Genomic DNA, 25,354 nt, shown 5'->3' on the forward strand with positions numbered 1-25,354 from the left:
ACGTGGTTCATTGTGAGTGTATAGTGCATTCATGGATCACGGTGATCCATTAAAAAAGGATATTAAAATGAAGAAGCCTGAAACACCATTTTCCCTGCGTTTAGTTGAAACAGAGAAAGAGTGGCTTGAAAAGCAAGCCGATGCACAAGAAAGAAGTATGAACTGGATCGTTCGAAATTTGATCAAGGAGGCAATGAAAAATGAAGCGAAGCAACAACAAGCGGCCTGAAATGAGAAACGCCCCACTGGCGGCAACCGGTGAGGCGTTGAATGCAAAGTATCCGACTAAAGGAAACTATGAGATGAATAATACCACAGCACTAACTTTTGGCAACACAACTTTTGATGTAGTTCAGCGTGATGGTCAGCAGTGGTTGCAGTCTGTGGATATTGCCAATGCTCTTGGCTATAAGGATGATAGTTCAATTCGTCGCATTTACGACCGCAATTATGATGAGTTTTCTCCCGAGATGACCCAGACGGTCAAATTGACCGTCAGTAATGAAAACAAGGAGTTACAGTACAAAACTGTGCGAATTTTCTCTCTTCGCGGTGCTCACTTACTGTCTATGTTTGCCCGTACCACTGTTGCAAAAGCTTTCCGCAAGTGGGTCTTGGATATTCTGGATCAGTATGTAAATGAAGGTGTGGCAGTTAATCCGAACTACCGCAAGGCAGAAACCCGTAAAGCGTTACCGAACGGATTAACCATTGAGCAGCAAGAGGTGGTTAAGGCTCATCACCGCACATTGGTCCTAGCTGCACCAAAAGACAAGCAGGCACGGCTGGCGATTCGCTTGTGGTCATCTGTAAAAAGCAAGTTTGGTGTTAGTTATAAAGAAGTGCCGCCCGATGATTTCGCAGAAGTGATTAGCTTGATGAGTCGTGAGGCGGTGTTTGGTGAGTATTTGCCAAAAGAGACAGCCGAACTAACTGTCAGTATCTCTGCTAATGATGCGCACAACCTGTATTGCTTGCTGTCCATCATCGAAATAGTAAAGCCAGTTCATGACGAGGTTTATAGAGCTTTGAGCATATTGCACTCTCCCTTAGCTGGCAGGATGAAATCAGCATATGTAGAACCATATGCCACAGCTAAGGTCTTGCATCGGGTCAAGTTGAGTTGCGAGCCGTTTTATCGAAAGTCAGTTGACATCATACCCATCCTTTAGGATTGGACAAGTTGTTTGATAGGGCTCGGATTAATCCGGGCCTTTCTTCTTTTTAGGAGTAGGAAATGCGTAAAGTTGAGTCGCTAAATACGAATGCTGGTGAGTTACTTTTAAAGGAAATGACCGTACAAGAAATTCAGGCAATGATTAAAAACGCCGATTCACATGAGGGCGAGTTTGATTTAGTTGGCTCACTAATCTCCGACAAATTTACGCTATCAGAGTTGGCTTATATGGTCGAGGGTAGTCCTGATTTTGGAGCGTTAACACAAACGGATCTAGATGCGCTGGAGGAGCAATTAACCAAGCTAAACCCGCGTTTTTTCGCTTTGAAAGATCGAGTGCGGAACATGGTCGCGGTGGATCGAGAAACGAGTTTGGGCGGCAATTAGCTCATTCAGTCTTCTATCTAATCAGCCAAGGCCATATCAATGCTTGGTCATATCCATTCGATGTTTTTTTGAGTGCGTTAGAGTTTTTGCAGCGTTCTCAATAGTGTGTGCGTTGATTGGTTTTTCTCTTGAAGCTCATTAAAAAGCAAGCGGTAATGATGATGCTGGTTGCAAATGGTGGGATACCAATCAAGCTAAAGAGAAAGTAAACCGCTGACCCCGCAAAAAGTATCGTAGCAAAAATAAATGGAAGAAGAATGATAGGCATGGTGTTTTATGAGTAAAGAATTGGCTGTATCGGTAAGACTGACAGGTGATGCTTCTGATTTTACCAAGGCGTTAAAGGTTGTCGAGTCTAGCTATGATTCAACCATGGCGAGTTTGTCCGGATCATTAAAAAAACTACAATTGTATGGTCGGTTGCAAACTGATGCAAGGGCTGCTGCAAATGTATGGTTTGAAGCAAAAAAACAGCTTCAAGCCTTAAATGACGCTGCGGCTAAAACGGGTAGTGACATACCTTTTTTGAATGCAGCTATTGATAAAGCAGCGGCAGAAGCGGAAAAGGCTAAGGCCGCCTTTGATCGTAAAAAAACAGCGTTAACAACGCTGCGTGGAGAGTTAAAAGCGGCGGGGATCGATACCAAGAGCTATTCCGATGCAATCACGCAAGTAAAGTCAAAAATGGAGGGGTTAAAGCTTGCACCTCTTGGATTGACTGATGCTAGAAGTGCCTTAGGTATTCGATCAACAGCGGATATTCAGGCTGAAATCAATTACCTAGTTAAATCGCAGTCATTAATTCGAGCGAATACGACCGATTGGAAAGAGCTGGCAAGGGCTCAAGAGGCGGGTGGTAATCGTTTAAAGACGCTTTATCAAGAATTAAATGGTGGTGCTGAGCCAGTAAATGCGGTCACGTTAGGCTTTACTAAACTGCAAAAAACAATTCTAGGGGTGACGACCGCATATTTTGCGTTGATGCCTGCATTGAATGCGGTTAAGAAGGTCGTAGAGGTTGCCGCCCAGTTCGAGCAATTAGAAATCCGCATGAAGGCAGTGATGGGGTCTGCTGCCGCTGGTCAGCAAGCCTTCGCATGGGTAAAGGATTTTGCAGCTAGAACACCTTTTCAGGTGACTGAGGTTGCAGATGCATTTAATCGGTTGCGTAGCTTTGGGCTAGATCCGATGGACGGCACCATGCAGGTCATTACAGATCAGTCCGCTAAGCTTGGCGGTGGCATGGAAACCCTAAATGGTATTACGTTAGCGGTTGGTCAGGCATGGGCAAAAGGTAAGTTGCAGGGTGAGGAAATCATGCAGCTTGTCGAGCGAGGTGTTCCTGTCTGGGATTTGCTTAGCAAGGCAACAGGAAAAACCTCTGAAGAATTGATGACCTTAAGTGCTAACGGTGAGCTTGGTCGCGATGTAATCAAGAAACTGCTGGCTGAAATGGGTAAGGCTTCCGCAGGTGCGGCAAATGACCAGATGGCGACATGGAATGGCTTGGTCAGTAATGCGATTGATTTATGGAATGAGTTTTTAGATGCAATCGGCAAGGCGGGCTTGCTGAAAGAGTTAAAAGACATCCTGAATGAGCTGATTCAGAAGTTCAAAGAGTTAAAGGATTCCGGTGAATTAGAAGAATGGGCTCAGAAAATTAGTGATGCGGTTAGTGGGGCGGTCACTGTCGTTGAAACTTTTGCAAAAGGGGCTGTAGCACTAGCGGGGGCCTCATCTTATGCTGTGCCAGCCGTGGCAACTTTGGCGACTGCTTTTGGGGTAGCCAAGTTGGCGCAATTTGGTACTGGCTTGGCTAGGGCGGTGATTGGTGTTGAAGCGATCGGATCGGCATCTGGTGGCGCTGGTGTGATGATCGGTTCGGCGGTTAGATCTGCGGTTTTATTCGGAGCATCGCTAGCTAGTTGGCCGCTGGTAGTGACTGTTGGGGCGGTGGTTGGCCTTGGCGTGGCATTAAAAGGGCCGGCAGATCGTGCAATCGAGCTACAAAAGCAGATTAATAAACTAACCGATGATTTTATTCGACTGCATAAGGAGCTTGATAACAATAGTTATGGCGGAGCCATTCTAGATAAAAGTCAGTTTTCTTCAATGACTAGCGCGGACTTAACGGAATACCGGCAAGGTCTGAAAGCAAAGTATGACCTTTACCTGAATGCGATGCAGCAGGCGATTGCAAAAGGCGATGATCAGGCATGGGCAGCGGCGAATACCGAGCGCGCCAGATACGCTCAGGCGCTACAGGATCTCGGTAGTTACCAGACTAAGCGAGTCCAAATGGAATCGCAGTATGCGGATGGTGTGAATGCTATTCGTAAAGGGATGATTTCCGGTCTTGAAGCGGCATTGGCTGCTGAGAAAAAGCAGCTTGATAAAGCGACGCAGCAGTTATCTGATGCAGTGAATGCGAGAAAGCAGGCTGCAGATCGTTGGAAGTCCATTTCCGCTGATTTAACTGGTGGTGGAAAAAGTGCCGATGAACTCAATGTTCTTGATGTTCAAGAGCAAATGACTAAGACGCGATCGGCGGCGGTAGCGGCTAACCAAAGCGGTTCAACTGAAGATATTGAGAAAGCTAAGCAGCAATTCGATGCGCTGGCCAAGATGATTCAAGATGCCAATTCGGCTGGGAAAATTGGATCAGATATTTTAGGTGAGTACGCAAAAGAAGCCGCAAAACTTGAAGACCAAATTGGTGCAAAGCAAGAGGATAACGCTAAAACCCAGGTAGAAAAAGCGACTGAGATGATTAAAGAGATCGAAACCAAGTTGGAGGTGGTGAAGAATATCCAAATCGGTTTTAGTACAGAAAAAGCAATGCTTGATCTGGACTCGATCATGCAGAAGTTTAAAGAAAAAGTCGGTGCTGGGATAACGATTCCTGTTACAGCTCAGCAATCAAGTGCCTCGTCTACTCCTGCTGCACAAAAAAATGCAACTGGTGGCTATATTTCAGGGGAGGGAGGACCGACCGATGACAAGATTCTATCGTGGCTATCAAACGGTGAATATGTCGTAAAAGCCTCTAGTGTATCGTCTCTTGGGCGAAGTGCTTTGGAATACATCAACCGCTATGGTTCGTTGCCAAAGTTTGCCGTGGGTGGGCTAGTTCGTTCTGCGCCTTCGCTTGTATCAAGAATTGCTTCGGCAATGCCTGATATTCCTGAGATGGTCGGTGCGAATTCTAGTTCAGCATTGCATCCAATTCATTTGACGTTGCCTTCTGGAGATTCAATTTCTCTCAGTGCAACACCAGATCAAGCGAGTGAGTTGGGTAGGGCGATCAAATTAGCGCGATTAAGATTGGGGGTCTGATGATTTCGCTAAAATTCGATGGTATAGGTGTTCCTCTGGATACTTTGCATGATATTCAACAGAACTATGCGAATGTAGATGGTGGAATGAAGTCTGTGCGGACATTGAATGGCCGGCTATCCGTCACCTCTTTGTGGAAAAAGCTAAAAACAACTATCTCAGGAAATGGCTGGAGGCCATCTGATAGTGGGATGTATCGAGGCCGGCAAGTTGTACTTTCCTGCATTCAGCCAAGGGCGATAGATAGTCTTGCACGCACTTTTGAGATTCCTTTAGCTAGGCGAATGGATGAAGGTATTAAGGCATTTGCTCAGGTAAATGGTGAATACTTGCCTATTGGCTTTTCTCAATCAGGACAAAGTGTTCTTGTCGACGAGAATATAGCAGCTACTTCCTATCGGGTGATGTACTGGCCAGAGCTATTGGTTTGTGTCATGGATGTCTCTGAAGCATTTAATCATGCGAGTGGGGATTACAGTTGGCAATTGACCTTAGAAGAAGTGTAAGCGTAAATAAATGAACGAAATGAAACCCGCCTAGTGCGGGTTTTTTATTTGGAGTTTTCCATGGTTATGTCTGTTTGGATGAACAACTATCAAACCACGTTATCTGCAGAGTTACTAGCTGGTGCAACAAGTTTGACGGGGCTACTTGCTGAATCAGAAGTGGAAACCATGCTCGTGAATGCAGCTGGCGACTATCAAGTCTGGTTAACGATTGTTTCACCCGATAACAGTTTGAAAGAGGTGGTGCTTTGGGATGGGACTACACTCACCCGTAAAGCGGATCGGATCAGTACAGATTGGATTGGATCGGTTGGGCCATTTGACTTTCCGGCAGGTAGCAAGGTGTATTGCGATATGCCGCAAGTGGTGTTGGCGAATTTAGAGAATGCCGTTGCTAGTCTACCTAAGTTTGATTGGCAGAATGAACTAACTCCCATCAATGGGCGAGTTGATCTGTCGCCTCAAGGGGCTTATCGCCTAAATATCGGTGGGTTATATCTGCCAATCACTGTGCCGGCTTCGACGTTAGATTGGTGCCTAATGGATGCCTCTGCAGGTACAGAGTCTTACAGTTTCTTTGATGATCAAAATGGCCCACCTAGCGGCCTGATTCAGTCAGATGGTTCTCCATGGACATGGATATTTAGTGAGCAATTGCCAGGGGTGATTGTGCAAGGTGTGCCATTGATGCGTTATGGGCCTGCAAGTTTATTTGTCGTGACACAAGCAATTGCGCTGCCTGATACGCTTTTGTATCTATAAGTAAAGGTCAATCATGTTAAACAGTGGTGGATTACTCATTGCCCCATTGAATGGCTATCCAGAAAGCAATGCAGGCGGATCGACTAAAGTAGTATTGCCACTCGCTGTATTTGTCGGTTCTGCGCATGGACGATCAAGCTTGCCATTGTCGATACAGTTACACCGCTATGGTCGTCTAACGCTCCCGATTCACATCACGGTACCGCAATCAGGTAAGTTAACGTTGCCGATTGCGCTGCAAGTGTTACCGCCAGAAGCGTTGGCGGAGACACAGGCTTGGTCTCTTCGTTTGCTGATTGGTGGTATTGATTTCTCAGCTCATCTTATCGGCCAATGTCGAGTCGAGATGGAGGAAGGAACCCAGAGGGTCATGCAATGCCAACTGGAAGGGCCACAAGATATTGCATCCTTATCCGGTCAATCAGTCGTACTTGATCTGCTAAAAACTGGCGGTAGTATCCGCTTGTTTTCTGGATCAGTGGAATTGCCCGAGTTAGCCATCTCTCAGCAAGTGATTACGCTTTCTTGTGTAGATAATCGCCGTAAATTATTGGCAAATGCAGATAGAGCAACACTTGCCGAATGGTTGGGGGGGTATTGGTCTCCTGCCGTATTTTCTAGTGAGGCAAATAGTCTCCAATATGCAGAGGATCGGCTATCGACGGTTGCGGCTTCCTTTGACTTGGATGTGTATGGCCAACCGCGTCTCACTAACTGGCAATCGGCGGTTACCCCTCACTTTACCGTTGATGAGTCACTCATTTGGGGAGATGTGGAACCCGTGATTGAGTTCTCTCGACGTGCAGAAATGAAGAATTCTGTGACAGCAGCGTTTCAATATCGATATCAACGATTGCGAACTTATCGTCATGAGGTCTCATGGGATATGGGGATAAGCCTACGCGACTTCCTTGTCTATGAGAAAAGGATTGCAGGGACACAGTATGCCTTACAGCCAAAGTGGTTAACGCCCACTAGGGAATTGTTTACTAGTGCGGTGGATTCTACCTCTTGGCATTTGTCTGCTGCGTTCTGGCGGTCACAACCGCCTTCGCAAATTATCTCTGTGCCGATTGATTGGACGGTATGGGATTACAGTCTTGCCTGGGTCAATCATTACACGGCTGCAGATGATCCTAACTGTTGGGGGGCGAGACTTGTACTGAATCACAAGGTCGCGCAAACCGTCACAGAAACGTGGGCAATTAGTGTCGAGGCGACCGATTCCATCAATAAGTTTGGCAAGCTGGAGGGCGAGGTTTCTGGTGGAAATTTAGAAGCAGCGTTTGATAGCAGTACGTGGGAGTCTGATTTTAGTGATACCACCTCAATACCAATCAGTTACACCGATTGGTCGGAAGGCGGTATTCGGGTGCAAATGAATAGCCAAGGTTTGCCAGCAAGTTTGATCGACCAAACCGAAATAACCGATGCGACTCGCCAAGATGCGAATCTTGCCATTCAGACCATCGCTGCGATTGCGAAGGCTAGTATGTTATCAACTCATCGCCAAACGCATGTGACATGGAAAACCGCTTGCATGCCCTTTGTGGATGTAGACCAAACCGGACAGCTAGATATTCGACATTTACAAGGGAAAGGTAAAGTCTCACGCCTAGTCCATTTGTTTGATATTGAGACAGGAGAAGCTTCTACAGAGACGCGAATTAGTCTTTTTGCGGATATCGCGGTAGGGACGATAGAAGAGGAAGCATTGGCTGCGCCGGAAGTGCCTGTAGTGACAGTTGTACAAAAGGCAACGGCAGCAACCATTGCAACAGCAGCCGAACCGGAAAGCTCCGTGACGAATCAACAAAAAGAATTAATTGAACATATCTGGCGTTCTAAAGGCGGGGTCGTAATTAGCTTAAAGGTCAAAGAAATCCCGATCTTAGATGATCAGCCTCGCTATACCAATACCGTTGCAGTGAATACGCCCGCCATTGATGCGGCGGACACCGACCCATTGGACCTCTCTTTCAGCTATGAACATTTGGTGGCGATCCCATTTGATCCGGTCACTTTTAATTAGGAATCGATATGAGTTTAAGTTTTGCTTTTTACATGGATGCAGGGCTGACCGTTCCTTTCACCATGCTGTCAGCCGCACAGGATATGAACGAGACTTTGCCTGCAGTAGATCAACGAGTCTTTTTTGGGTCACCGGCTTCAGGTAAGACCCTCTATGCGCAAACAGCACCCGATATCGACCCGATCATTCTTTCCATTGAGGCAGTTGAAGCGGGTGAGTCAGTGAGTAGTATTCGGTTAGCGAATACAGCAGCTGGCTTAGCGACTGCCGTTGCAGGTGCATCGATTGAATTGGGAAATAAGGTGCTCAGTGGTCCGACAAACGCGGTGAGCTTTTGGGTGCGGATCACGAGTCAGCAAACCGTTGCTGGTCAATATACCAATCTACAGCTTAGTACCAACGATTTGGTAGAGATGTAATGAGTAACGGTATTAATTTCTCAGGCAAGCAAGTTGCAGACTTAAAGGCGGTCATTAATGCGGGGCCAACGGAATCTGTCAAAGCCCCATTGCCCTCAGTTGCTTCACGAGGCGGGGTGCCAGCACAAACAGGGGTCGCAGGCGGTGGATCTGGTAACTCGACGCAGGGTGAAGGCAATGCTGGGACGAATACGAATGGAAGCAGTACGGGAGGCTCTAGCAGTGGCTCGGGTGGCACGGTAACCGGAGGTTCTGTTAGCCATGAGACAAGAACCTTTACCAGCACGGATGGTGTGTTTACTTTCAATTTGGATGTGGTGACCGCTATTCATCTACAGAATAGTGACGGGACCACGGTCGATATAGCGGTGTCATCATGATTCGTGGCCTTCAGTTTGGTCATCGTTATCATGGGTGGGTCAAGGCAGGACAATTACATTTGGCGGATGGCTCGACTCGCCCGCATGTGCAACCAACAAACGGCTGGGTGACGGTGTTCAAAAAGCCCGGGCAGCCAGCGTATAGCGGTTCCGATGGATTGTTAGACTACGCGCTGATCTCTGGTGGCAAGTTATTGTATGGTAAAGAATTGAACTTACCCAATTACGGTGCAGAATCTGCTGCTAATTGCTGGTTGATGGCAAGTGATGATGGCAATTGGCTGATAGCAGCTTATCCGCAATCAAAGAAGCTTTACTATCGGCAGTTTGGTAATTTGAGTCAGACGGATACGCCAATTGATGGATGGTTGTCTCTGCCTGGTTATCCATATCAATACAACGCAGTAAGAGAGGCTTCATTCGATGGTCGTTCTATTGTCTTCTATTATGGGCTGACACCGCGCACATTTTATACGGCCACGTTAAGTACGGATGGATGGTTAATGACGCTTTCTGCTCCGATACGCATGGTGCCAGACTCTTTGCCAGAGATTCTTGGCGCGGCAAATACTGGCTCAATGCCTGCTGCCGGTGTCTATCCATACCTAAAACTAGTTTGCTACTTAGGATTGAGTCAAGTCGGCGTGCCGATGTTTGCTTTTGTGCATGGGATGGCGAGCTATGAAACCAATACATCAACCGGATCATTGGAATACATTGGCAGACAAGAGCATTTAACTGTTGCGTCTGATTACTTGACTGGCAGTGCCTTGCTGCAAGGTGACCAAGATGAGGAAACCGGCTTTGTGCCTGCGGGTAACTGCGTTGCTTTTTACAGTAATGGCCAGCATCGCTTGGTAACTGCTGGTGGAGTCGTACCTGGTGTGGTGACTGCACTCAATCTTGAGGCTAGTTATCAACCAATGACTGATGAGGTAAAGACATCTAATGATGGCGCTGTTTGTTGGGTTTGATTGACTAAATTTTTTGATATGAGGCCCGCCATGTGCGGGTTTTTTATTTGGAGAATCCATTATGGGTATGGGTATAAAAGCTTTAGCGGTGGCGGTTTCTCAGCTTGGCGTTCAAGAGCAGCCTAAAGGGAGTAACTGGGGGCCAGAAGTATCTGGATATTTAAAATCGGTAGGCATTAACTTCGCGGCTAGCTGGTGTGCAGCTTTTGTTTATTGGTCTCACGATCAAGCAGCAAAGGCAATGAAGATAGCTAACACAGTTCCGAAGACAGGCGGCGTGCTAAATATGTGGAACAAGTCGACAGCGAACCGCGTGACAGTGCCCCAGCCTGGTGATGTTTTTATTATGGATTTTGGGAAAGGCCTTGGTCATACAGGCATTGTTGAGCGGGTAGAGGGTTTAAATATTCATACTATCGAAGGCAATACGAATGATGACGGATCTCGTGAGGGTTATGTGGTGTGTCGCAGGGTGCGCTCAATCGCAAAGTGTAAAGGTTTCCTGAGGTTCTGAAATGAAATATACAAAGGTAAAGAAAGTTACGAATTGGACTACGTTACATCGATTTTGGTCTGTCAGATTGATGGCTGTTATCCCCCTCCTAGCGGGACTGCAGGAAGCTTTGCCGGTGATTAAAGATTACATACCTGGTTGGCTTTATGTTGTGGTGGCTGTAGCTGCGATTCTGGCTAGGAACGTACAGCAGGGAGCAAAGGAATGAATCTAATCCCTGCTCCATATCGGTGGGCTGTTATCGGGTTGCTTATGCTGGCTGTTGCTATAGTCGCCTATCTAAAAGGAGCTTCCGCAGTTATGACTGAATGGGAGCTAACAGACGCGAAAGCGTATGCAGCAGAGATGCAGCGATTTAAAACGCAACAGGAGAACACAAATGTCACGATCAATCAATTGCAGCAAGACAGGACTGATATTAGTAATCGCTTGCAGTCTGCTCTTGTCAGCCTGCACAACCGCCCCAGCCGTATGCCAGAAACCGCCCGTGCTCACATCAAGGGAACCGCTGGGTCCGAGCTTTCAAGAGAGGACGCAAGTTTTCTTGTCGGGGAATCTGCCCGAGCAGACCGCCTCCAAGCCGCGCTGAAGGCCTGTTATCAGTATGCGGATGATTTGCAGAGGTAGTTTCTGTTGTCAATTAATGTCGTTTACATAAATTTACATTTATTTAATGCCTTTGTTATATCGCAATGGAATATCGTGATCTAAGCTTAAATTTCTATTAACAACTCGTAGAGATTGAAAATGCAAAATGCAGTAGAAGTTTTTGAAAATGCAGTCCCAGCAGATGCATTAAAATTATTAATAGACTCGCCATTAGCTGCGTTAAATTTTGCGCAGCGAATTGATAACATTGGAATGACCGAAAATGATGTTAGTAAAATTTCATCGATTACAACTCAACAGTGGCAAGACATTATTACCCGTGCTATTGCAAATGAAGATATAAAACGGATTGCAACAAATCTGAACAATTCTTCAAGACTTACTTTGTCTGACGATGAAGAGGCAACAATAAAAAATGTTGTTGTAGATATTTTGGTTCAGCTTGGTCTTTGGTCTGGGCTTGTCATTTCTGGTGTTATTGCTATCGTAGGTATTATTGGAGCAGTTGCAGGCTTGATCGCTGCTTTGACAGCTTCTACTATTGTGGTGGCAACTGTCGTTGCCGCTGTTGCAAGTTTGATTGTTGCAATACTCGCTGTTTTAGCGCTCATTGGTTTAATTATCGCAATAATTGTCTACTATCTACCATCGGATATTGCTCTGAGTGTTGGAACACCAATGTTCGGTGGAGGTGGTGGCTCTCCTTTTGCTGATGATGTTACAAATATGACATCAATAAAAAGAATAAAAATAAGACATTCTTCTTTTGTGCTTAGCATTCAGACAGATTGGTTAGATGCGTCGGGAAATGAAGTAAAAGGCAGTTTACATGGAGGAGGATGGACTGATGGCAAGGAAGATATGTTTGAACTTGAGGCCGATGAATATATAACAAAAGTAGCAGGAAGATATGGTGCATACATTGATCGTATATCATTCTTTACTAATAAGGGCCGAGTTTTTGGACCGTATGGTGGTTCAGGTGGTACAGATGAATTTGTTCTACAGCCAAAATATGGGAAGAAAATTCTAGGATTTCAAGGTCGTGCAGCAAGTGCAATTGATGCATTAGGAATTAGATCAGAAATATACGGAAGTGGTCACGGCGGAAATGGTGGAGTCCCTTTTCTTGACTATAGCAGTGACGCACCGAAAATCTTAAAAATAACTCTACGCGGTGGCATTTATGTAGATTCAATTCAGATTGATAGAAAAGATAGTTCCAATAATCCTGTTCCAGGAAAGCGTTATGGCGGGTCAGGGGGAACGAAAGAGGTTTCCTTAACGCTTGAGGAAGGTGAGCGTATTACAAAAATTACTGGAAGAGCTGGGGATTATATAAATAAGCTTAGAATTGAAACCAGTAAAAATAACTTCATTGAGTGTGGGGAGAATGGTGGAGAACCGTTTGAAATCCCTCTAAATGGCAAGTTTGTTACTGGTTTCTGGGGGCGATCTGATGTGTACCTTGATAAAATTGGTATTTGCGGCCTGATCTAAGTAGTTTGGTTTTGAGTCTAAATAGAATTGTGTATGCTGTTTAGACTCAATCTAAATTGTTAGGCGGATAAGGTTAAGTAAAGTGTACTAGCTCAGACTTGATCTGACAGTTACCAGTTTTGTGCTGGTGTCTGTCAGATTAGATTCGAGTCAGATTCTTTTCTGCCCAAATCCGTTTCCCATCCACCAATGTTTCAACTGGCGTTCTGCCGTTGCACATCTTTCCTTGATGGGTTCGTTCATTGTTATAGTAAGACAGCCATTCGTCCAGATCTTTTTGCAGTTCCTCCAGCGTTTGATACAACTTTTTCCGGAAGGTCACCTGATAAAACTCGTTCAGAATCGTCTTATGGAACCGCTCGCAGATGCCATTCGTTTGCGGTGACATCGCTTTGGTTTTCGTGTGGTCGATATCGTTAATCGCCAGATAAAGCTGATAATAATGGTGTTCAACCTTGCCACAATACTCTGTGCCACGGTCCGTTAAAATGCGAAGCACTGGCAACTGTTGCAACGCTTAAAACGGAAGTACTTTGTCGTTTAGCAAGTCTGCTGCTGTGATAGGCGTTTTCGTGGTGTAGAGCTTACAGTGAGTGATCTTGCTGTACGTATCGACATAAGTTTGCTGATAGATACGACCGACACCTTTGAGGTTGCCGACATAAAACGTGTCTTGCGAGCCAAGGTAGCCAGGATGCGAGGTTTCAATTTCACCACTCGCTTCATCATAGTGTTTCTTTCGCTCCAGCGCCGCAATCTGTTCATCCGTCAGTTGAATGCCATCGCTAGCCACCTTGGCTTCCAGGGCTTTCAGGCGCTTCTTAAAGTTCTCTAGTCATACCGCAACCAAATAGAGCGGACACCACTGCCAGAGACAAATATGCCTTGCTTACGCAGTTCATTGCTGGTTCTGTGTTGGTCACGCGCAGGAAATTCAATCGCATAATCTCTTACGGCCTGTTCAAGGGCTTCTTCGACACGATTCTTGAGATTAGGAGTTCTGCGACTTTTTTCGATCAGTGCGTCTACTCCGCCATCGTCTACTAGTTCGCGATAACGATAAAATGTATCACATGACACGCCCATGACTTTGCAAGCCCTGGAGACGTTGCTCAGTTCCTCTGCCAGATTGAGTAAACCTGTCTTGTGTTTGATAATGGGATTGTTACTATAGAGCATGAGAGTTACCTTTTTGGTTTTGATTAAGGATTCGACACCCACAATCAAAACTGGTAACTCTCACCTTTGCAAGGCGATGTGTCAGATCAAGTCGAGACTAATTCAAGTAAAGTGCGATATAAGTGCGACGATTGAGGCGCTCTTTTGCGCCTCTATGCGCTGCTTTATCGTTCAAATATCCTGATTCTGCGCCGCTGGCAGCCGCATTATGCCACGTAAAAACGGTTCTTAAATGGTGGAGGCGGCGGGAATTGAAACCGCCGCCTTTTATTAAGATGGCGTTCGCGTTCTATTGTTGTAAAGGCTTGACAGAGTGGGTTTTGGGTTTCTATTTATGCTCAGTGTGTTTTTTTGCTATCTGGCATTCTATCTCTGGTGTGGTAAAGTAGAAACATTAACCAGTTAAATTTCAACTAAAAAAGAGTTGAAGTTTCTGATTATGGTATCTTTCATGGTATCTCAAGTGCGATGGCTTTCAAAGTCCGCATGAATACTTGATCTTACGGTGTAAAAAATAATTGAGTGGGAATAATCACCTAGTGATTTAACTAACTGCTTGCTGTCAGTATTAAAAGATAAAGCCCGCAAATTGCGGGCTTTATCTTTATGACGGATTACTTAGCTTTGCTGAACCCATTTTCCCTTATTACTTCTTCACAACCGCACCGAGTAACTCCACTGGGTTGTGGTTGCTCTTTGTTGCAATAGACTGAATAGAGTCTTGTCCCGTCACTGCGGTGCCAGCAACGGCAGATAGGCGTTTTGTCATTTCTTCATTACTTAAACCAAACACTGGTGCGGCATCGCTAATCTTGGCGCTCATTAGTAGGGTAGTGGTTTGTTTGAAAGGGTTTTCGCCTTTGCTCTTTGGTGTAAAGACAAACGCACCTAGTACGATGATTGCAATGGCGATAAATGCTTTTGCGCGGTTGGTTTTAATTACATTTAGCATTGGCTTAAAGTTTCTGGCCATGTGTAGGCCAATCGCCACCATGAATGCAATCCCCAGCCATTCGTGAGCACCTTCAATGCTATCTTGGGCAATGTGGAAGAACATCATCAAGCCAGTAATGCTGACGATGATCGAAAGTGGAACAACTAATTGGGTTGCGTTCTTTTTTAAAAAGCCTGGATTGTTGATGGCTTTGCTCGTGTTGGCGGTTGTCGTGCTGGTATTCATATTCATCCCTTTCTAACATCTAAATTTATTTATCTTTCTATTTAGAACCCATTATAACGAGATGGTTTTTAAGTTGCCTTAAATTGAAATACCTTTTTACAAGTGAATGGGCATTTTACAAAATAGGGCTATTTTGTAATTTGCTTAACCTATTATTGCTAAATAGAAATGAATAAGAAATAACTCTTTTGGATAATGTGATGCAAAGGAGGGAGGGATGTTGATTAGTTTGTCACCATGGGTTTGTCTGTTCTCTAGGCCGCATATTACCTTGATTGAAGGTTCGGAGAAGGTATTTTTGGACGGAGAAGGGGATCGATGTAAAAACTATTTTTATAAATTAATAAATAAAAATAATTATCAATACAATTATATTGTTAAGAAATGTAAATTTATTGAAAACACAAAGTAATTTTATTGTTAATTTTTTATAAATAGTGTGGTTTTATCAATAGTGGGTATAAAAAAACGGGCAAATATGCCCGTTTTTCTGACGATCTTAATACGATTAAATCGCTTGGTATTCGCCATAGCCATCTGGCCAATGGGTAAGCACATCGTATCCAGTCTCAGTCACTGTGACCATGTGTTCCCACTGTGCAGAAAGCGAGTGGTCTTTCGTTACGACTGTCCAACCATCTGGTAGATTTTTGATATGTGGTTTACCCGCGTTAATCATTGGTTCGATGGTAAACAACATGCCTGGCTCTAGCACAAGGCCTTCACCTTTTTTGCCATAGTGCAATACTTGCGGATTGTCGTGATAAATCTGGCCAATGCCATGCCCACAATATTCACGTACAACGCTAAACCCTTCGCGATGTGCAACGGTTTGAATTGCATGGCCAATATCACCTAGTGTTGCACCCGGTTTTACCGCCTGAATACCAGCAACCATGGCTTCGTAAGTGGTTTTTACTAGGCGCTTGGCCAAAATGCTGCTTTCACCAACAAAGTACATACGGCTGGTATCACCAAACCAGCCATCTTTAATAATGGCCACGTCAATATTGACAATGTCACCATTTTTTAACGGTTTGTCTGATGGAATACCGTGGCAAATCACATGGTTAACCGAGCTACAAATGGTTTTTGGATAACCGTGGTAGCCGATATTCGCAGGGATTACTTTTAATTCGTTAACGATGTAGTCATGGCAAAGTTGATCAAGCTCATTGGTGGTGACACCTGGTTTTACATGTTCTTGAATCATTTCTAGCACTTTGGCGGCTAGGGCACCGGCTTCGCGTGCTTTTTCAATATCTGCTGGCGTATTAATTTTTACTTTTTGTTTGCTGTTCATGAGGCTTTCTCTACAAACTGCAATTTTGCAGTTTCGGTTTGATATTCGGTATTAATGAGCATTCGGCAAATTTCGTGGTATTGCAAATGGGGATTTAGCTCCGCCAACATGCCAATACGCAACCAATGCTCTGCTTGAGAGTTAATCGAGCGGCTAAGCGCGGTGCTAGTCACGCGCAGGTGCTCATGCATCTCTTCAGAAATCTTTACGATACCCAAAAGAATTTCCTAATCTGAGTGTTATACGAAATATATATGGTCTATATACTTTCTAAATGATAGTCCATCTCATTCCGTTTTAAAAGAAAGACTTTTGCAATTTGCTGCCTACCCAGCAAAACCAAGGCTGGGTGTAGTCTATTTGTCATAAAGTCCGTAAGATAGTTGCTCTTGATGTGCGATCACTTTTAACTTCTTCACAGGATCTCTTATGGTGCAGCTGGTTTCTAAGTTACCCGAAGTGGGAACAACCATTTTTACGGTGATGAGCCAATTGGCAAATCAGCACCAAGCGATTAATTTATCCCAAGGTTTTCCTGATTATCCTTGTCACCCAAATCTCACTGCCGCGTTAGCAGAGGCTACTAACGCTGGTCATAACCAATACGCGCCGATGACTGGTGTGCCCGTATTACGGGCAGCCATTAGCCAGAAATTATCGCTTCAGCACGGTATTAGTGTGAATCCGGATACCGAAATAACGATTACTGCAGGGGCAACACAGGCAATCTTTACGGTCATTGCGACTGTCTTACACGCGGGTGATGAAGCCATCATTATTGAACCCGCTTACGATAGCTATGCTCCAGCAGTGATTGCTCAAGGGGCGGTGGTGAAACGCGTAGAATTATCTGCACCGAGTTATCAGATTGATTGGTCATTGGTAGAACAGTCTATCTCTAACAAGACGAAGCTTCTCATCATCAATAACCCAAATAATCCGGCAACGACCAATTTTTCTAGTGAGGATCTCAATCAGCTAGCGATGATTGCAGAAAAGCACGATTTATTAGTATTAGCCGATGAGGTGTACGAACACTTGGTGCATGATGATGCGAAACATCATAGCGTGCTAAGTCATGAGGCATTAAGAAGCAGAAGTTTTGCCATCTATTCGTTTGGAAAGACTTTTCATGCGACAGGTTGGAAGATGGGCTATTGTGTTGCACCGGCTGCATTAATGGCTGAATTTAGAAAGATTCACCAGTATCTAGTATTTTCGGTGCATACGCCTAGCCAATATGCATTAGCGAAGCATCTTGAAGAACCTGCGCATTGGAAAGGTTTAGCTAGCTTCTTTGCTGAAAGAAGACGCCTACTTGCTGATGGTTTAAACAAAGCAGGGTTTGAGTTAATCCCAGGGCAGGGGACATATTTCCAATTGGCTAAGTACACTCAGATTCAACCTCAGATGTCGGATGTGGCATTTTCTGAGTGGCTAACGAAAGAGATTGGCGTGGCGTGTATTCCTATTTCTGCGTTTTATGCGAGCGGGAAAGATGATCAGGTGGTTCGTTTTTGCTTCGCTAAAGAACTTGCTACCTTAGATAAGGCGAACGAAAGGTTATTGAAGTTGGCTTAAACCATATCAACGGCGATGAAAGTAAAAAAGGCAGATGTGGAATCTGCCTTTTTTACTTTTGTAGTGAAAGCCAATTAGCCCGCCGCTTTAATGCTCTTAATTAATTCAGCGAGCGTTTGCTCAGCTTTGTCGGTATCTACTTGGCAGGTCCCCGCATTGGCATGTCCACCACCACCATAAGTAAGCATCAATTCGCCTACATTGGTCTTGCTAGAACGGTTCACAATTGATTTACCAGTCGCAAAGACGGTGTTTTGTTTTTCACGCCCCCACATCACATGAATAGAGATATTTGTGTCTGGGTACATTGCGTAAATCAAGAAACGGTTAGCCGCATAAATGATTTCTTCGTTTCTTAAATCAAGCACCACTAGATTTTGATGAATCGTCGCACAACGTTCAATCTGTGCTTTTGCTTTGCTTTCGTGTTCACGGAAAAGGGTAACGCGCTCTTGTACGTCTGGTAGCGCCAAGATTTCTTTGATGGTGTGATTCTTGCAATAGGCAATCAAGTCCATCATCAAGGCGTAATTTGAAATTCTAAACTCTCTAAAACGACCAAGACCAGTTCTTGCATCCATTAGGTAGTTGAGTAAGACCCAATCATCTGGATTGAGAATTTCTTCAAGCGAGAACTGTGCAGAGTCGGCTTTATCTACCGCTTCCATCATTTCATCGCTAATGGCAGGAAAGCGCTCTTTGCCTCCGTAGTAGTTGTAAACCACACGGGCAGCAGAGGGTGCTGTCGCCTCGATAATATGGTTTTTGTTGTCACCTGTATTACGGATGGTTTCAGATAAATGGTGATCAAATGCTAAATGGGCTGCAGCAACATAAGGCAAGTTGGTAGTGATATCACGGTCAGTAATATCAATTTTTCCATCCTGCATGTCTTTTGGGTGCACGAATAAAATGTCATCAATTAAATCAAGTTCGTTTAATAACACAGCACAAACGAGTCCATCGAAATCACTGCGAGTGACCAAGCGGAATTTCTGGTTCGACATAATGCGACATTCTCCGTAACAGGCAAATTAACTTAATTTATCAAATCAGTATGACAACCATTCTATGGGCTTTCAAGTGTGGTTTTCATTTTTTATTCGTTGGATGACGTTCTTATGATTAGTATCAAAAGATACCACTAGTGAATCTATATGTTTTGATTAGCAAATAAAAAAGAAGCCCTTGTTTTTTCAAGGGCTTCTTTGGCGGAGGCACTAACTACAAGGGTTAGAGTAAACCATCCATATCATGTGCCAGTGCTTTTAGATCGGATAGGGCTGCTTCAATCATGCCACTATTAAAACTAAACACTTCTGCTACGGCAGCTGGGAATTCTGTTTTCAGCTTTTCTTCGATATTCTCTTGTTCAATGCCTGTAGCCAAGAACACAGCCAAATGGGTTAGTTGAGCATACAGTGCTTCTGCTGCTTCTGGCGCAGTAGGTGTGGCATAAAGTGCAATCGCTTGCTGAATATGAAGAGGGAAGTTCCAGCGTTTGGCTAGTTCTGCGCCTACTTGCGCATGATCAATGCCAATAGCTGCTTGTTCTAGTTTGATGCGATCTTCTAATGAACCAATACCATCTGTTTTGTGCAAGGTGGCAGATTCTTTAGGATAGGCAATGTGAATCAATAATTGACCAATACCATGCATTAAACCAGCGGTAAACGCGAGTTCTTGGTTGAGCTTTTTCGTGCCGTGTTTAGCTAACCACTTGGCAATGGCTGCGCTGTGAAGGCAATGCTTCCAGAAGGCTGCAGTATCAAAGCCCGGAATCGCATTAAACGAGCCGGTAATACCAGAGGCAATCACCAAGGTTCTTAAACTATTAAATCCTAGAATCACTACTGCATCATCTACAGAGCCAATCGTTCGAGAGGCACCATAGTGGGCAGAGTTGGCAAGACGCAGTACTTTAGCTGTTAGCACCTGGTCTAAGGCAACTTTTTTCGCAATGGAAGAGATGTCTACATCTTCCTGATTAAAACTATCAATCAGCTCCTGAACCACTTTAGGAATGGTTGGCAGCTGATGGGTTTTTTCAAAGATGCTTGCCATATTCATGTTGGTGCACTCCGTTTTTATAAAAGTTTTCAACAGGCCCTAAGCCCATATTAGGTAGCCAATTAGCGCTCTGCAAGGTCTTTTTTGCTTTATTTTGAGATATTTAATAAAGCATATCGCAAGCTAAGCTGGAAAGCGTTTTTAGATCAATGTGTTATGAAGCATAAATAATTGTATTTAGGGTTGCTAAGATCTTATTTCAATTGGATTGAAATTTTATGTAAGTGTAAAAAAATCATTTTCATTTGGATTCTGGAAGTATGATATGAGCACATAACAAAAGAGGACACATCAACATGACCGTGCAAGTAGCAGAGAAGAGAACGACAAATGGCTATGTGGTTGGTTTTCTGACATTAGATCGGCCGGAGGTATTGCACGCGTTGTCTTTTGAGATGATGCAAACTATTTCCAGCCAAATCCTGCAATGGAAAGACCGCAAAGATGTCGTCGCAGTGGTATTAGCGTCTTCAACCGAGCGTGCTTTTTGCGCGGGTGGCGATATTCGCGAAATGTATCAACAAGTGAAGTCTTTGCCAAAAGAAGAGGCGAAGGCGTTTGCAGAAAACTATTTTGCGGTGGAGTACGGTTTAGAGTATGAATTGCATCGTTACCCAAAACCGATTATCGCGTGGGGTGGCGGTATTGTTATGGGCGGTGGTTGGGGGCTGTTTGCAGGTGCTTCACATCGAATTATTACTGAAACTAGCCGTATGGCGATGCCAGAAGTACATATTGGGCTTTATCCAGATGCTGGTGGCAGTTGGTTTCTGTCTCGCTTACCGGGAAACTTAGGCAAGTTCCTTGCCTTAACGGGCACTTCTATTTTTCCTAGAGACATCATGCGTTTAGGCATTGCAGACTATTGTCTTGCGAATCGCCAAAAAGACGTCTGCTTAACAGATTTGCTCTCCTTGCCTTGGTCGGATAACTCCACCAGTAATCATGATCTAATCACCTTGTTAATGAATGATTTGGCGGCAGTAGAATCATTTGAATTGCCAGATGCGAATATTTTCCCGGTAAGGCAAGCAATTAGCCGGGCTTTACATGCAAAGCAAGTGACAAAAGCCGTTTCTGCGCTTTTAACCCTAAAAGGCATGACGCCTTGGTTGGATGCGGCGCTTACTCAGTTATCGAAAGGCAGCCCATTGTCGCAACATCTTGCTTTTGCAATGCAGGAAAAGGCAAAGCATGCTTCGTTGGCTGATTCGTTTCGCTTGGAGTGGTGGGTATCAGTCAATTGTTGCCTTTATCCGGATTATAGTGAAGGAGTAAGGGCGCTATTAATTGATCGAGACGGCGAACCTAAATGGCAAGCATCTAGCTTGGCTGGTGTATCTACAGAAGTGCTCGATCAATTTTTGAATCCAGATTTTTCCAACATCAACCATCCGTTAATGAATTTAAATTGAGCGTTATATTGCACATTTGAGCATTTTGTTGCACAATTTCTGTGTGGTGTTTTATTTATCTTCACAGAGTGATCGAAGATTGCAGCGAAGAACAATAGCGTTTCTAACTGCAATCCCTTGGGAGAGGGTGCAATGGCAAAGCCAATTAGTAAAGTGCTGGTAATTAATGATGAAAAAATGGTGCTGCGTAGTTTAACCAATGGGTTAAATAGTGCTGCAAAACATCTTGATAATCCATTTGGAATCACTTTTACAGGGGCAACCACCGCCACCGAAGCACTCGACGTTTTGGCCGAAGATGGTGAAATTCAAACCGTTCTCATTGACGATAATCTCTACGCGCTAGCCAGGCAGAATGAAAACCGCCAAGCAAGTGCATTAGAGTTAGTGCATTGCATCCATGAATTACGCCCAGAAGTGGGCATTTACATCATGATTGATGAGGCTCAGCAAGACGAAGTGGTTGATGTCTTGTTTAGTGAGGCTATTGCCGGTTACTTCTATAGAGAAGAACGTGACTACCGTGGTTGGTTCCGCATTCTACATGCGCAAATTGGTGAAAAAGCCCGCACGCCATTTTATGATGCGCTCCATAGCTATGTGCTAATGGCTAAAGATGCCTGGCATACGCCCGGGCATTCTTCTGGCGATTCGCTACGCGGCAGCCCTTGGGTGAACGATTTTCACGAATTTATGGGCGAACATATCTTCCGCGCTGATCTTTCCGTTTCTGTGGATATGCTTGATTCCCTGCTTGATCCTAAAGGCGTGATCGAGGATGCTCAGCAACTCGCCGCCAAGGCATTTGGGGCTAAACGTACCTTTTTTGCTACCAATGGTACGTCAACAGCTAACAAGGTAATTTTCCAGACCTTGCTGACACCTGGTGATAAGTTATTGTTGGATAGAAATTGCCATAAATCTGTTCACCATGGTGTGGTGCTATCTGGCGCACATCCTATCTACTTAAACTCTTCCGTGAATAAGACTTACGGTGTTTTTGGCACGGTGCCTAAAGCAGCCATCTTTGATGCTATCGAAAAACATCCTGATGCCAAAGTATTGATTTTAACTAGTTGTACCTATGATGGCCTTCGCTATGACTTGCCGCCCATTATTAAAGCTGCGCATGAAAAAGGCATTAAGGTCATTATTGATGAAGCGTGGTATGGTTGCGCCCGTTTCCACCCTGCATTTCGCCCAACTGCGCTAGAAGCAGGGGCCGATTACGCGACACAATCCACCCACAAAGTGTTATCGGCGTTTTCTCAAGCCAGTATGATCCATGTGAATGATCCCGATTTTAACGAGCATATCTTCCGCGAGAATTTCAATATGCATGCCTCTACTAGCCCGCAGTACAGTATGTTGGCTAGTTTGGACGTAGGACGTAAACAAGCCACCATGGAGGGCTTTAAGCTTCTCAACCGCACACTGGAATTAGCTAAAGAGCTTCGCCAGAGCATTAACAGCACAGGCATATTCCGTGCGCTTGAATTAGAAGACCTTTTGCCGGACGAGGTGAAGCACGATGGCGTTCAGTTAGACCCAACCAAAGTGACGATTGATATCTCGGGTTCTGGCTATACTACAGAAGAGTTTCAGAAAGAATTATTCCAGCGTTACAACATTCAAGTTGAAAAATCGACCTTCAATACTGTCACTTTATTGCTGACAATTGGGACAACCAGAAGTAAGGTTTCTAGGCTATATGACGCATTGATGCGGATTGCGCGGGAGAAACGTGCGCCACGTCGCCTTTACCGTGCGCCAGATATTGCCGGGTTTACCCGTCTAAAATTTCTGCCAAGAGATGCATATTATGCCGAAGGCGAGATGATGCCGATGATTGACGAGGATGATCATCCCAATCAAGCCATGTTTGGGCGGGTTTGCGCGGATCAAATCGTTCCTTATCCACCTGGAATCCCTGCTTTAGTCCCTGGGCAAGAAATTACAGAAGAAATTTTAACCTTCTTGCTTGGGCTGATGAAAAGCCATAAGCGTACTGAAATGCACGGTGTTGTCTTTGATGGCTATGTTCCGACCATTAGAGTATTGAAATCCGAAGAAGAATCAATAATTAAGCCCTTGGTCGAATAATTGCCAAAATTGGTGTAAATGATGTAACTGAAATGTAGTAAAATATGGGTTCCCCCTAACTACATGAAGTTTAATATCATGTCTCAACGTCCAACGATTGAAGTACCGTCGTTCGTTCGTCACGAACGTTTGATTCAATGGGTAGCAGAAATAGCTGCCTTAACCGAACCTGATCGTATTCACTGGGTAGATGGTTCCCAAGAAGAATACGACTCTCTCGCAAAGCAAATGGTTGAAGAAGGGCGCTTGATCCGATTAAATCCGGAACTGCGCCCTAATTCTTATCTAGCGTGGTCTGACCCTACTGATGTAGCACGTGTAGAAGACCGCACCTTTATTTGTTCTCAAGATCCTAAAGACGCTGGCCCAACCAACAATTGGACCGATCCAGCAGAAATGCGCCAAACGCTAACTGGCTTATTTAAAGGCAGTATGCGTGGCCGTACCCTGTATGTGATTCCATTTTCAATGGGCCCACTCGGTTCGCCAATTGCACACATCGGCGTAGAGTTGTCTGACAGCCCTTATGTGGTGCTAAATATGCGCATCATGACCCGTATGGGTAAAGCGGTGTATGACGTACTTGGTTCAAACGGCGAGTTTGTTCCTTGTCTGCATACCGTTGGTGCGCCATTAGAAGCAGGCCAGAAAGACGCTCGTTGGCCATGTAATGATACGAAATACATCGTACATTTCCCCGAAACGCGTGAAATCTGGTCTTATGGTTCTGGCTACGGTGGTAATGCGCTATTAGGTAAGAAGTGTTTTGCCTTACGAATTGCGTCTACCATGGCGCGTGATGAAGGTTGGTTGGCAGAACACATGCTGATCTTGGGCGTAGAAAACCCACAAGGTGAGAAAACCTATGTCGCAGCGGCTTTCCCATCGGCTTGCGGTAAAACCAACTTTGCCATGTTAATTCCACCAAAGTCATTTAACGGTTGGAAAGTCACCACCGTTGGTGACGATATCGCATGGATTAAACCGGGGGCAGACGGCAAACTTTACGCCATTAACCCAGAATATGGCTACTTTGGTGTCGCGCCTGGTACGTCTGAAAAGACCAACTTCAACGCCATGGCAACGCTAAAAGAAAATGTGATTTTCACTAACGTGGCGTTAACAGAAGAGGGTGATGTTTGGTGGGAAGGCATGACCAAAGAGGCGCCAGCGCATCTAACCGACTGGACGGGTAAAGACTGGACACCAGGTTGCGGTCGCAAAGCGGCTCACCCAAATGCTCGCTTTACTGCCCCGGCTAGCCAGTGCCCATCAATTGATCCTGAATGGGAAAACCCAGCTGGTGTGCCAATCTCGGCATTCATCTTTGGTGGCCGCCGCGCAACGACTGTACCGCTAGTCTACAAGTCATTTAACTGGAACTTCGGCGTATACATGGCTGCCACTTTAGGTTCTGAAACCACCGCTGCAGCGGTTGGTCAGCAAGGTGTCGTGCGCCGTGATCCATTCGCGATGTTGCCATTCTGCGGTTACCACATGGGTGACTACTTCAACCACTGGTTGAAGATGGGTAGCAAAGTAGAGCACGCGCCAAATATCTTCTGCGTTAACTGGTTCCGTCTGAATGAAAAAGGCGAATTTATGTGGCCAGGTTTTGGTGACAATATGCGCGTATTGAAGTGGATTGTCGATATTTGCCAAGGCAACGTATCAGCACGCGAGACCGCGTTAGGTTGGATGCCAAAATTCGAAGATATCGATTGGACTGGCAGTGATGTCACCAAAGAACAGTTCAATGCGCTAACCGAAGTTGATGTTGCTGCTTGGCAAAAAGAACTGATTTTGCACAAAGAATGGTTTGATCAGTTGCAAGATCGACTACCAAAAGACTTTGCATTGAAACGTGATTTGCTTGCATTATCTGTTGATAGAGAAGCAGGTCTTGCTGCCAAGTAAGGTTACCGGC

Annotated in this window: 23 protein-coding genes and 1 pseudogene; 18 read left to right on the top strand and 6 right to left on the bottom strand. The window is 44.9% G+C overall.

Annotated elements, in window-relative coordinates:
* Positions 1–67: 67 nt before the first annotated feature.
* The 14 genes from LIN78_RS12135 to LIN78_RS12195 all read left to right on the top strand — a co-directional run bounded on the left by LIN78_RS12135 (position 68) and on the right by LIN78_RS12195 (position 12,596).
* The gene (locus tag LIN78_RS12135; protein WP_227181105.1) at positions 68–229 is read left to right on the top strand and encodes a hypothetical protein; all 162 of its coding nucleotides are present in this window, start codon (positions 68–70) and stop codon (positions 227–229) included.
* The gene (locus LIN78_RS12140; protein WP_227181106.1) at positions 201–1,172 is read left to right on the top strand and encodes a BRO-N domain-containing protein; all 972 of its coding nucleotides are present in this window, start codon (positions 201–203) and stop codon (positions 1,170–1,172) included. The genes LIN78_RS12135 and LIN78_RS12140 overlap by 29 nt, the downstream gene beginning before the upstream one ends.
* A 65-nt stretch (positions 1,173–1,237) precedes the next feature.
* Positions 1,238–1,564 (top strand): hypothetical protein, encoded by a 327-nt coding sequence (locus LIN78_RS12145; protein ID WP_227181107.1) that lies wholly within the window; start codon positions 1,238–1,240, stop codon positions 1,562–1,564.
* A gap of 276 nt (positions 1,565–1,840) precedes the next feature.
* On the top strand, positions 1,841–4,900 hold the full coding sequence (locus LIN78_RS12150) for a tape measure protein (protein WP_227181108.1): 3,060 nt from the start codon (positions 1,841–1,843) through the stop codon (positions 4,898–4,900).
* On the top strand, positions 4,900–5,406 hold the full coding sequence (locus LIN78_RS12155; RefSeq protein WP_227181109.1) for a hypothetical protein: 507 nt from the start codon (positions 4,900–4,902) through the stop codon (positions 5,404–5,406). The genes LIN78_RS12150 and LIN78_RS12155 overlap by 1 nt, the downstream gene beginning before the upstream one ends.
* A gap of 60 nt (positions 5,407–5,466) precedes the next feature.
* A complete protein-coding gene (locus LIN78_RS12160; RefSeq protein ID WP_227181110.1) occupies positions 5,467–6,168 on the top strand; it encodes a hypothetical protein in 702 nt (233 codons plus the stop codon).
* A gap of 13 nt (positions 6,169–6,181) precedes the next feature.
* Positions 6,182–8,200: a hypothetical protein gene (locus tag LIN78_RS12165; protein WP_227181111.1), complete on the top strand. Its 2,019-nt coding sequence runs from the start codon at positions 6,182–6,184 to the stop codon at positions 8,198–8,200.
* A gap of 8 nt (positions 8,201–8,208) precedes the next feature.
* The gene (locus tag LIN78_RS12170) at positions 8,209–8,619 is read left to right on the top strand and encodes a hypothetical protein (RefSeq protein ID WP_227181112.1); all 411 of its coding nucleotides are present in this window, start codon (positions 8,209–8,211) and stop codon (positions 8,617–8,619) included.
* Complete coding sequence (locus LIN78_RS12175) at positions 8,619–8,999, top strand: hypothetical protein (protein ID WP_227181113.1); 381 nt, start codon at positions 8,619–8,621, stop codon at positions 8,997–8,999. Before LIN78_RS12170 ends, LIN78_RS12175 begins: the two co-directional genes overlap by 1 nt.
* Positions 8,996–9,973: a hypothetical protein gene (locus LIN78_RS12180; protein ID WP_227181114.1), complete on the top strand. Its 978-nt coding sequence runs from the start codon at positions 8,996–8,998 to the stop codon at positions 9,971–9,973. Before LIN78_RS12175 ends, LIN78_RS12180 begins: the two co-directional genes overlap by 4 nt.
* A gap of 61 nt (positions 9,974–10,034) precedes the next feature.
* A complete protein-coding gene (locus LIN78_RS12185; protein WP_227181115.1) occupies positions 10,035–10,487 on the top strand; it encodes a CHAP domain-containing protein in 453 nt (150 codons plus the stop codon).
* A 1-nt stretch (position 10,488) separates the two neighbouring features.
* Entirely contained in the window at positions 10,489–10,695 is a 207-nt protein-coding gene (locus tag LIN78_RS18460) for a DUF7940 domain-containing protein (protein ID WP_444543521.1), read from the top strand.
* Positions 10,692–11,114, top strand: coding sequence for a hypothetical protein (locus tag LIN78_RS12190; protein ID WP_227181116.1), 423 nt, complete (start codon positions 10,692–10,694; stop codon positions 11,112–11,114). Before LIN78_RS18460 ends, LIN78_RS12190 begins: the two co-directional genes overlap by 4 nt.
* A gap of 120 nt (positions 11,115–11,234) precedes the next feature.
* Entirely contained in the window at positions 11,235–12,596 is a 1,362-nt protein-coding gene (locus tag LIN78_RS12195) for a jacalin-like lectin (RefSeq protein ID WP_227181117.1), read from the top strand.
* Between the two features lie 139 nt (positions 12,597–12,735).
* On the opposite strand, the pseudogene LIN78_RS12200 reads toward LIN78_RS12195, so the two are convergent.
* From LIN78_RS12200 to LIN78_RS12215, 4 genes and pseudogenes are all read right to left on the bottom strand, one after another.
* Positions 12,736–13,775, bottom strand: a pseudogene (locus LIN78_RS12200) (IS481 family transposase).
* 646 nt (positions 13,776–14,421) lie between these two features.
* The gene (locus LIN78_RS12205; RefSeq protein ID WP_227181118.1) at positions 14,422–14,955 is read right to left on the bottom strand and encodes a DUF4405 domain-containing protein; all 534 of its coding nucleotides are present in this window, start codon (positions 14,953–14,955) and stop codon (positions 14,422–14,424) included.
* A gap of 508 nt (positions 14,956–15,463) precedes the next feature.
* Entirely contained in the window at positions 15,464–16,258 is a 795-nt protein-coding gene (gene map, locus LIN78_RS12210; protein WP_227181119.1) for a type I methionyl aminopeptidase, read from the bottom strand.
* On the bottom strand, positions 16,255–16,476 hold the full coding sequence (locus LIN78_RS12215) for a ParD-like family protein (RefSeq protein ID WP_227181120.1): 222 nt from the start codon (positions 16,474–16,476) through the stop codon (positions 16,255–16,257). Before LIN78_RS12215 ends, map begins: the two co-directional genes overlap by 4 nt.
* 211 nt (positions 16,477–16,687) lie before the next feature.
* On the opposite strand from LIN78_RS12215, the gene LIN78_RS12220 reads away from it, so the two are divergent.
* Positions 16,688–17,839, top strand: coding sequence for a methionine aminotransferase (locus tag LIN78_RS12220; protein WP_227181121.1), 1,152 nt, complete (start codon positions 16,688–16,690; stop codon positions 17,837–17,839).
* A 74-nt stretch (positions 17,840–17,913) separates the two neighbouring features.
* Here the strand turns inward: LIN78_RS12220 and LIN78_RS12225 are convergent, their stop codons facing one another.
* Together LIN78_RS12225 and LIN78_RS12230 are read right to left on the bottom strand one after the other, a co-directional pair.
* A complete protein-coding gene (locus tag LIN78_RS12225) occupies positions 17,914–18,846 on the bottom strand; it encodes a DHH family phosphoesterase (RefSeq protein ID WP_227181122.1) in 933 nt (310 codons plus the stop codon).
* Positions 18,847–19,072: 226 nt separating this feature from the next.
* Positions 19,073–19,909 (bottom strand): HDOD domain-containing protein, encoded by an 837-nt coding sequence (locus tag LIN78_RS12230; protein ID WP_227181123.1) that lies wholly within the window; start codon positions 19,907–19,909, stop codon positions 19,073–19,075.
* 296 nt (positions 19,910–20,205) lie between these two features.
* Here LIN78_RS12230 and LIN78_RS12235 point away from each other — a divergent pair, with 296 nt between their 5' ends.
* From LIN78_RS12235 to LIN78_RS12245, 3 genes are all read left to right on the top strand, one after another.
* Positions 20,206–21,324, top strand: a complete 1,119-nt coding sequence (locus tag LIN78_RS12235) for an enoyl-CoA hydratase/isomerase family protein (RefSeq protein WP_227181124.1) — start codon at positions 20,206–20,208, stop codon at positions 21,322–21,324.
* A 132-nt stretch (positions 21,325–21,456) separates the two neighbouring features.
* Positions 21,457–23,427, top strand: a complete 1,971-nt coding sequence (locus LIN78_RS12240; protein WP_227181125.1) for an aminotransferase class I/II-fold pyridoxal phosphate-dependent enzyme — start codon at positions 21,457–21,459, stop codon at positions 23,425–23,427.
* Positions 23,428–23,505: 78 nt separating this feature from the next.
* Positions 23,506–25,344 carry a phosphoenolpyruvate carboxykinase (GTP) gene (locus LIN78_RS12245; protein WP_227181126.1) on the top strand — a complete coding sequence of 613 codons (1,839 nt, stop codon included), beginning with the start codon at positions 23,506–23,508 and terminating at the stop codon, positions 25,342–25,344.
* The last annotated feature ends 10 nt before the right edge of the window (positions 25,345–25,354 follow it).

Origin of the sequence: Leeia speluncae (assembly GCF_020564625.1) — a bacterium.
Classification (GTDB): Bacteria; Pseudomonadota; Gammaproteobacteria; order Burkholderiales; family Leeiaceae; genus Leeia; species Leeia speluncae.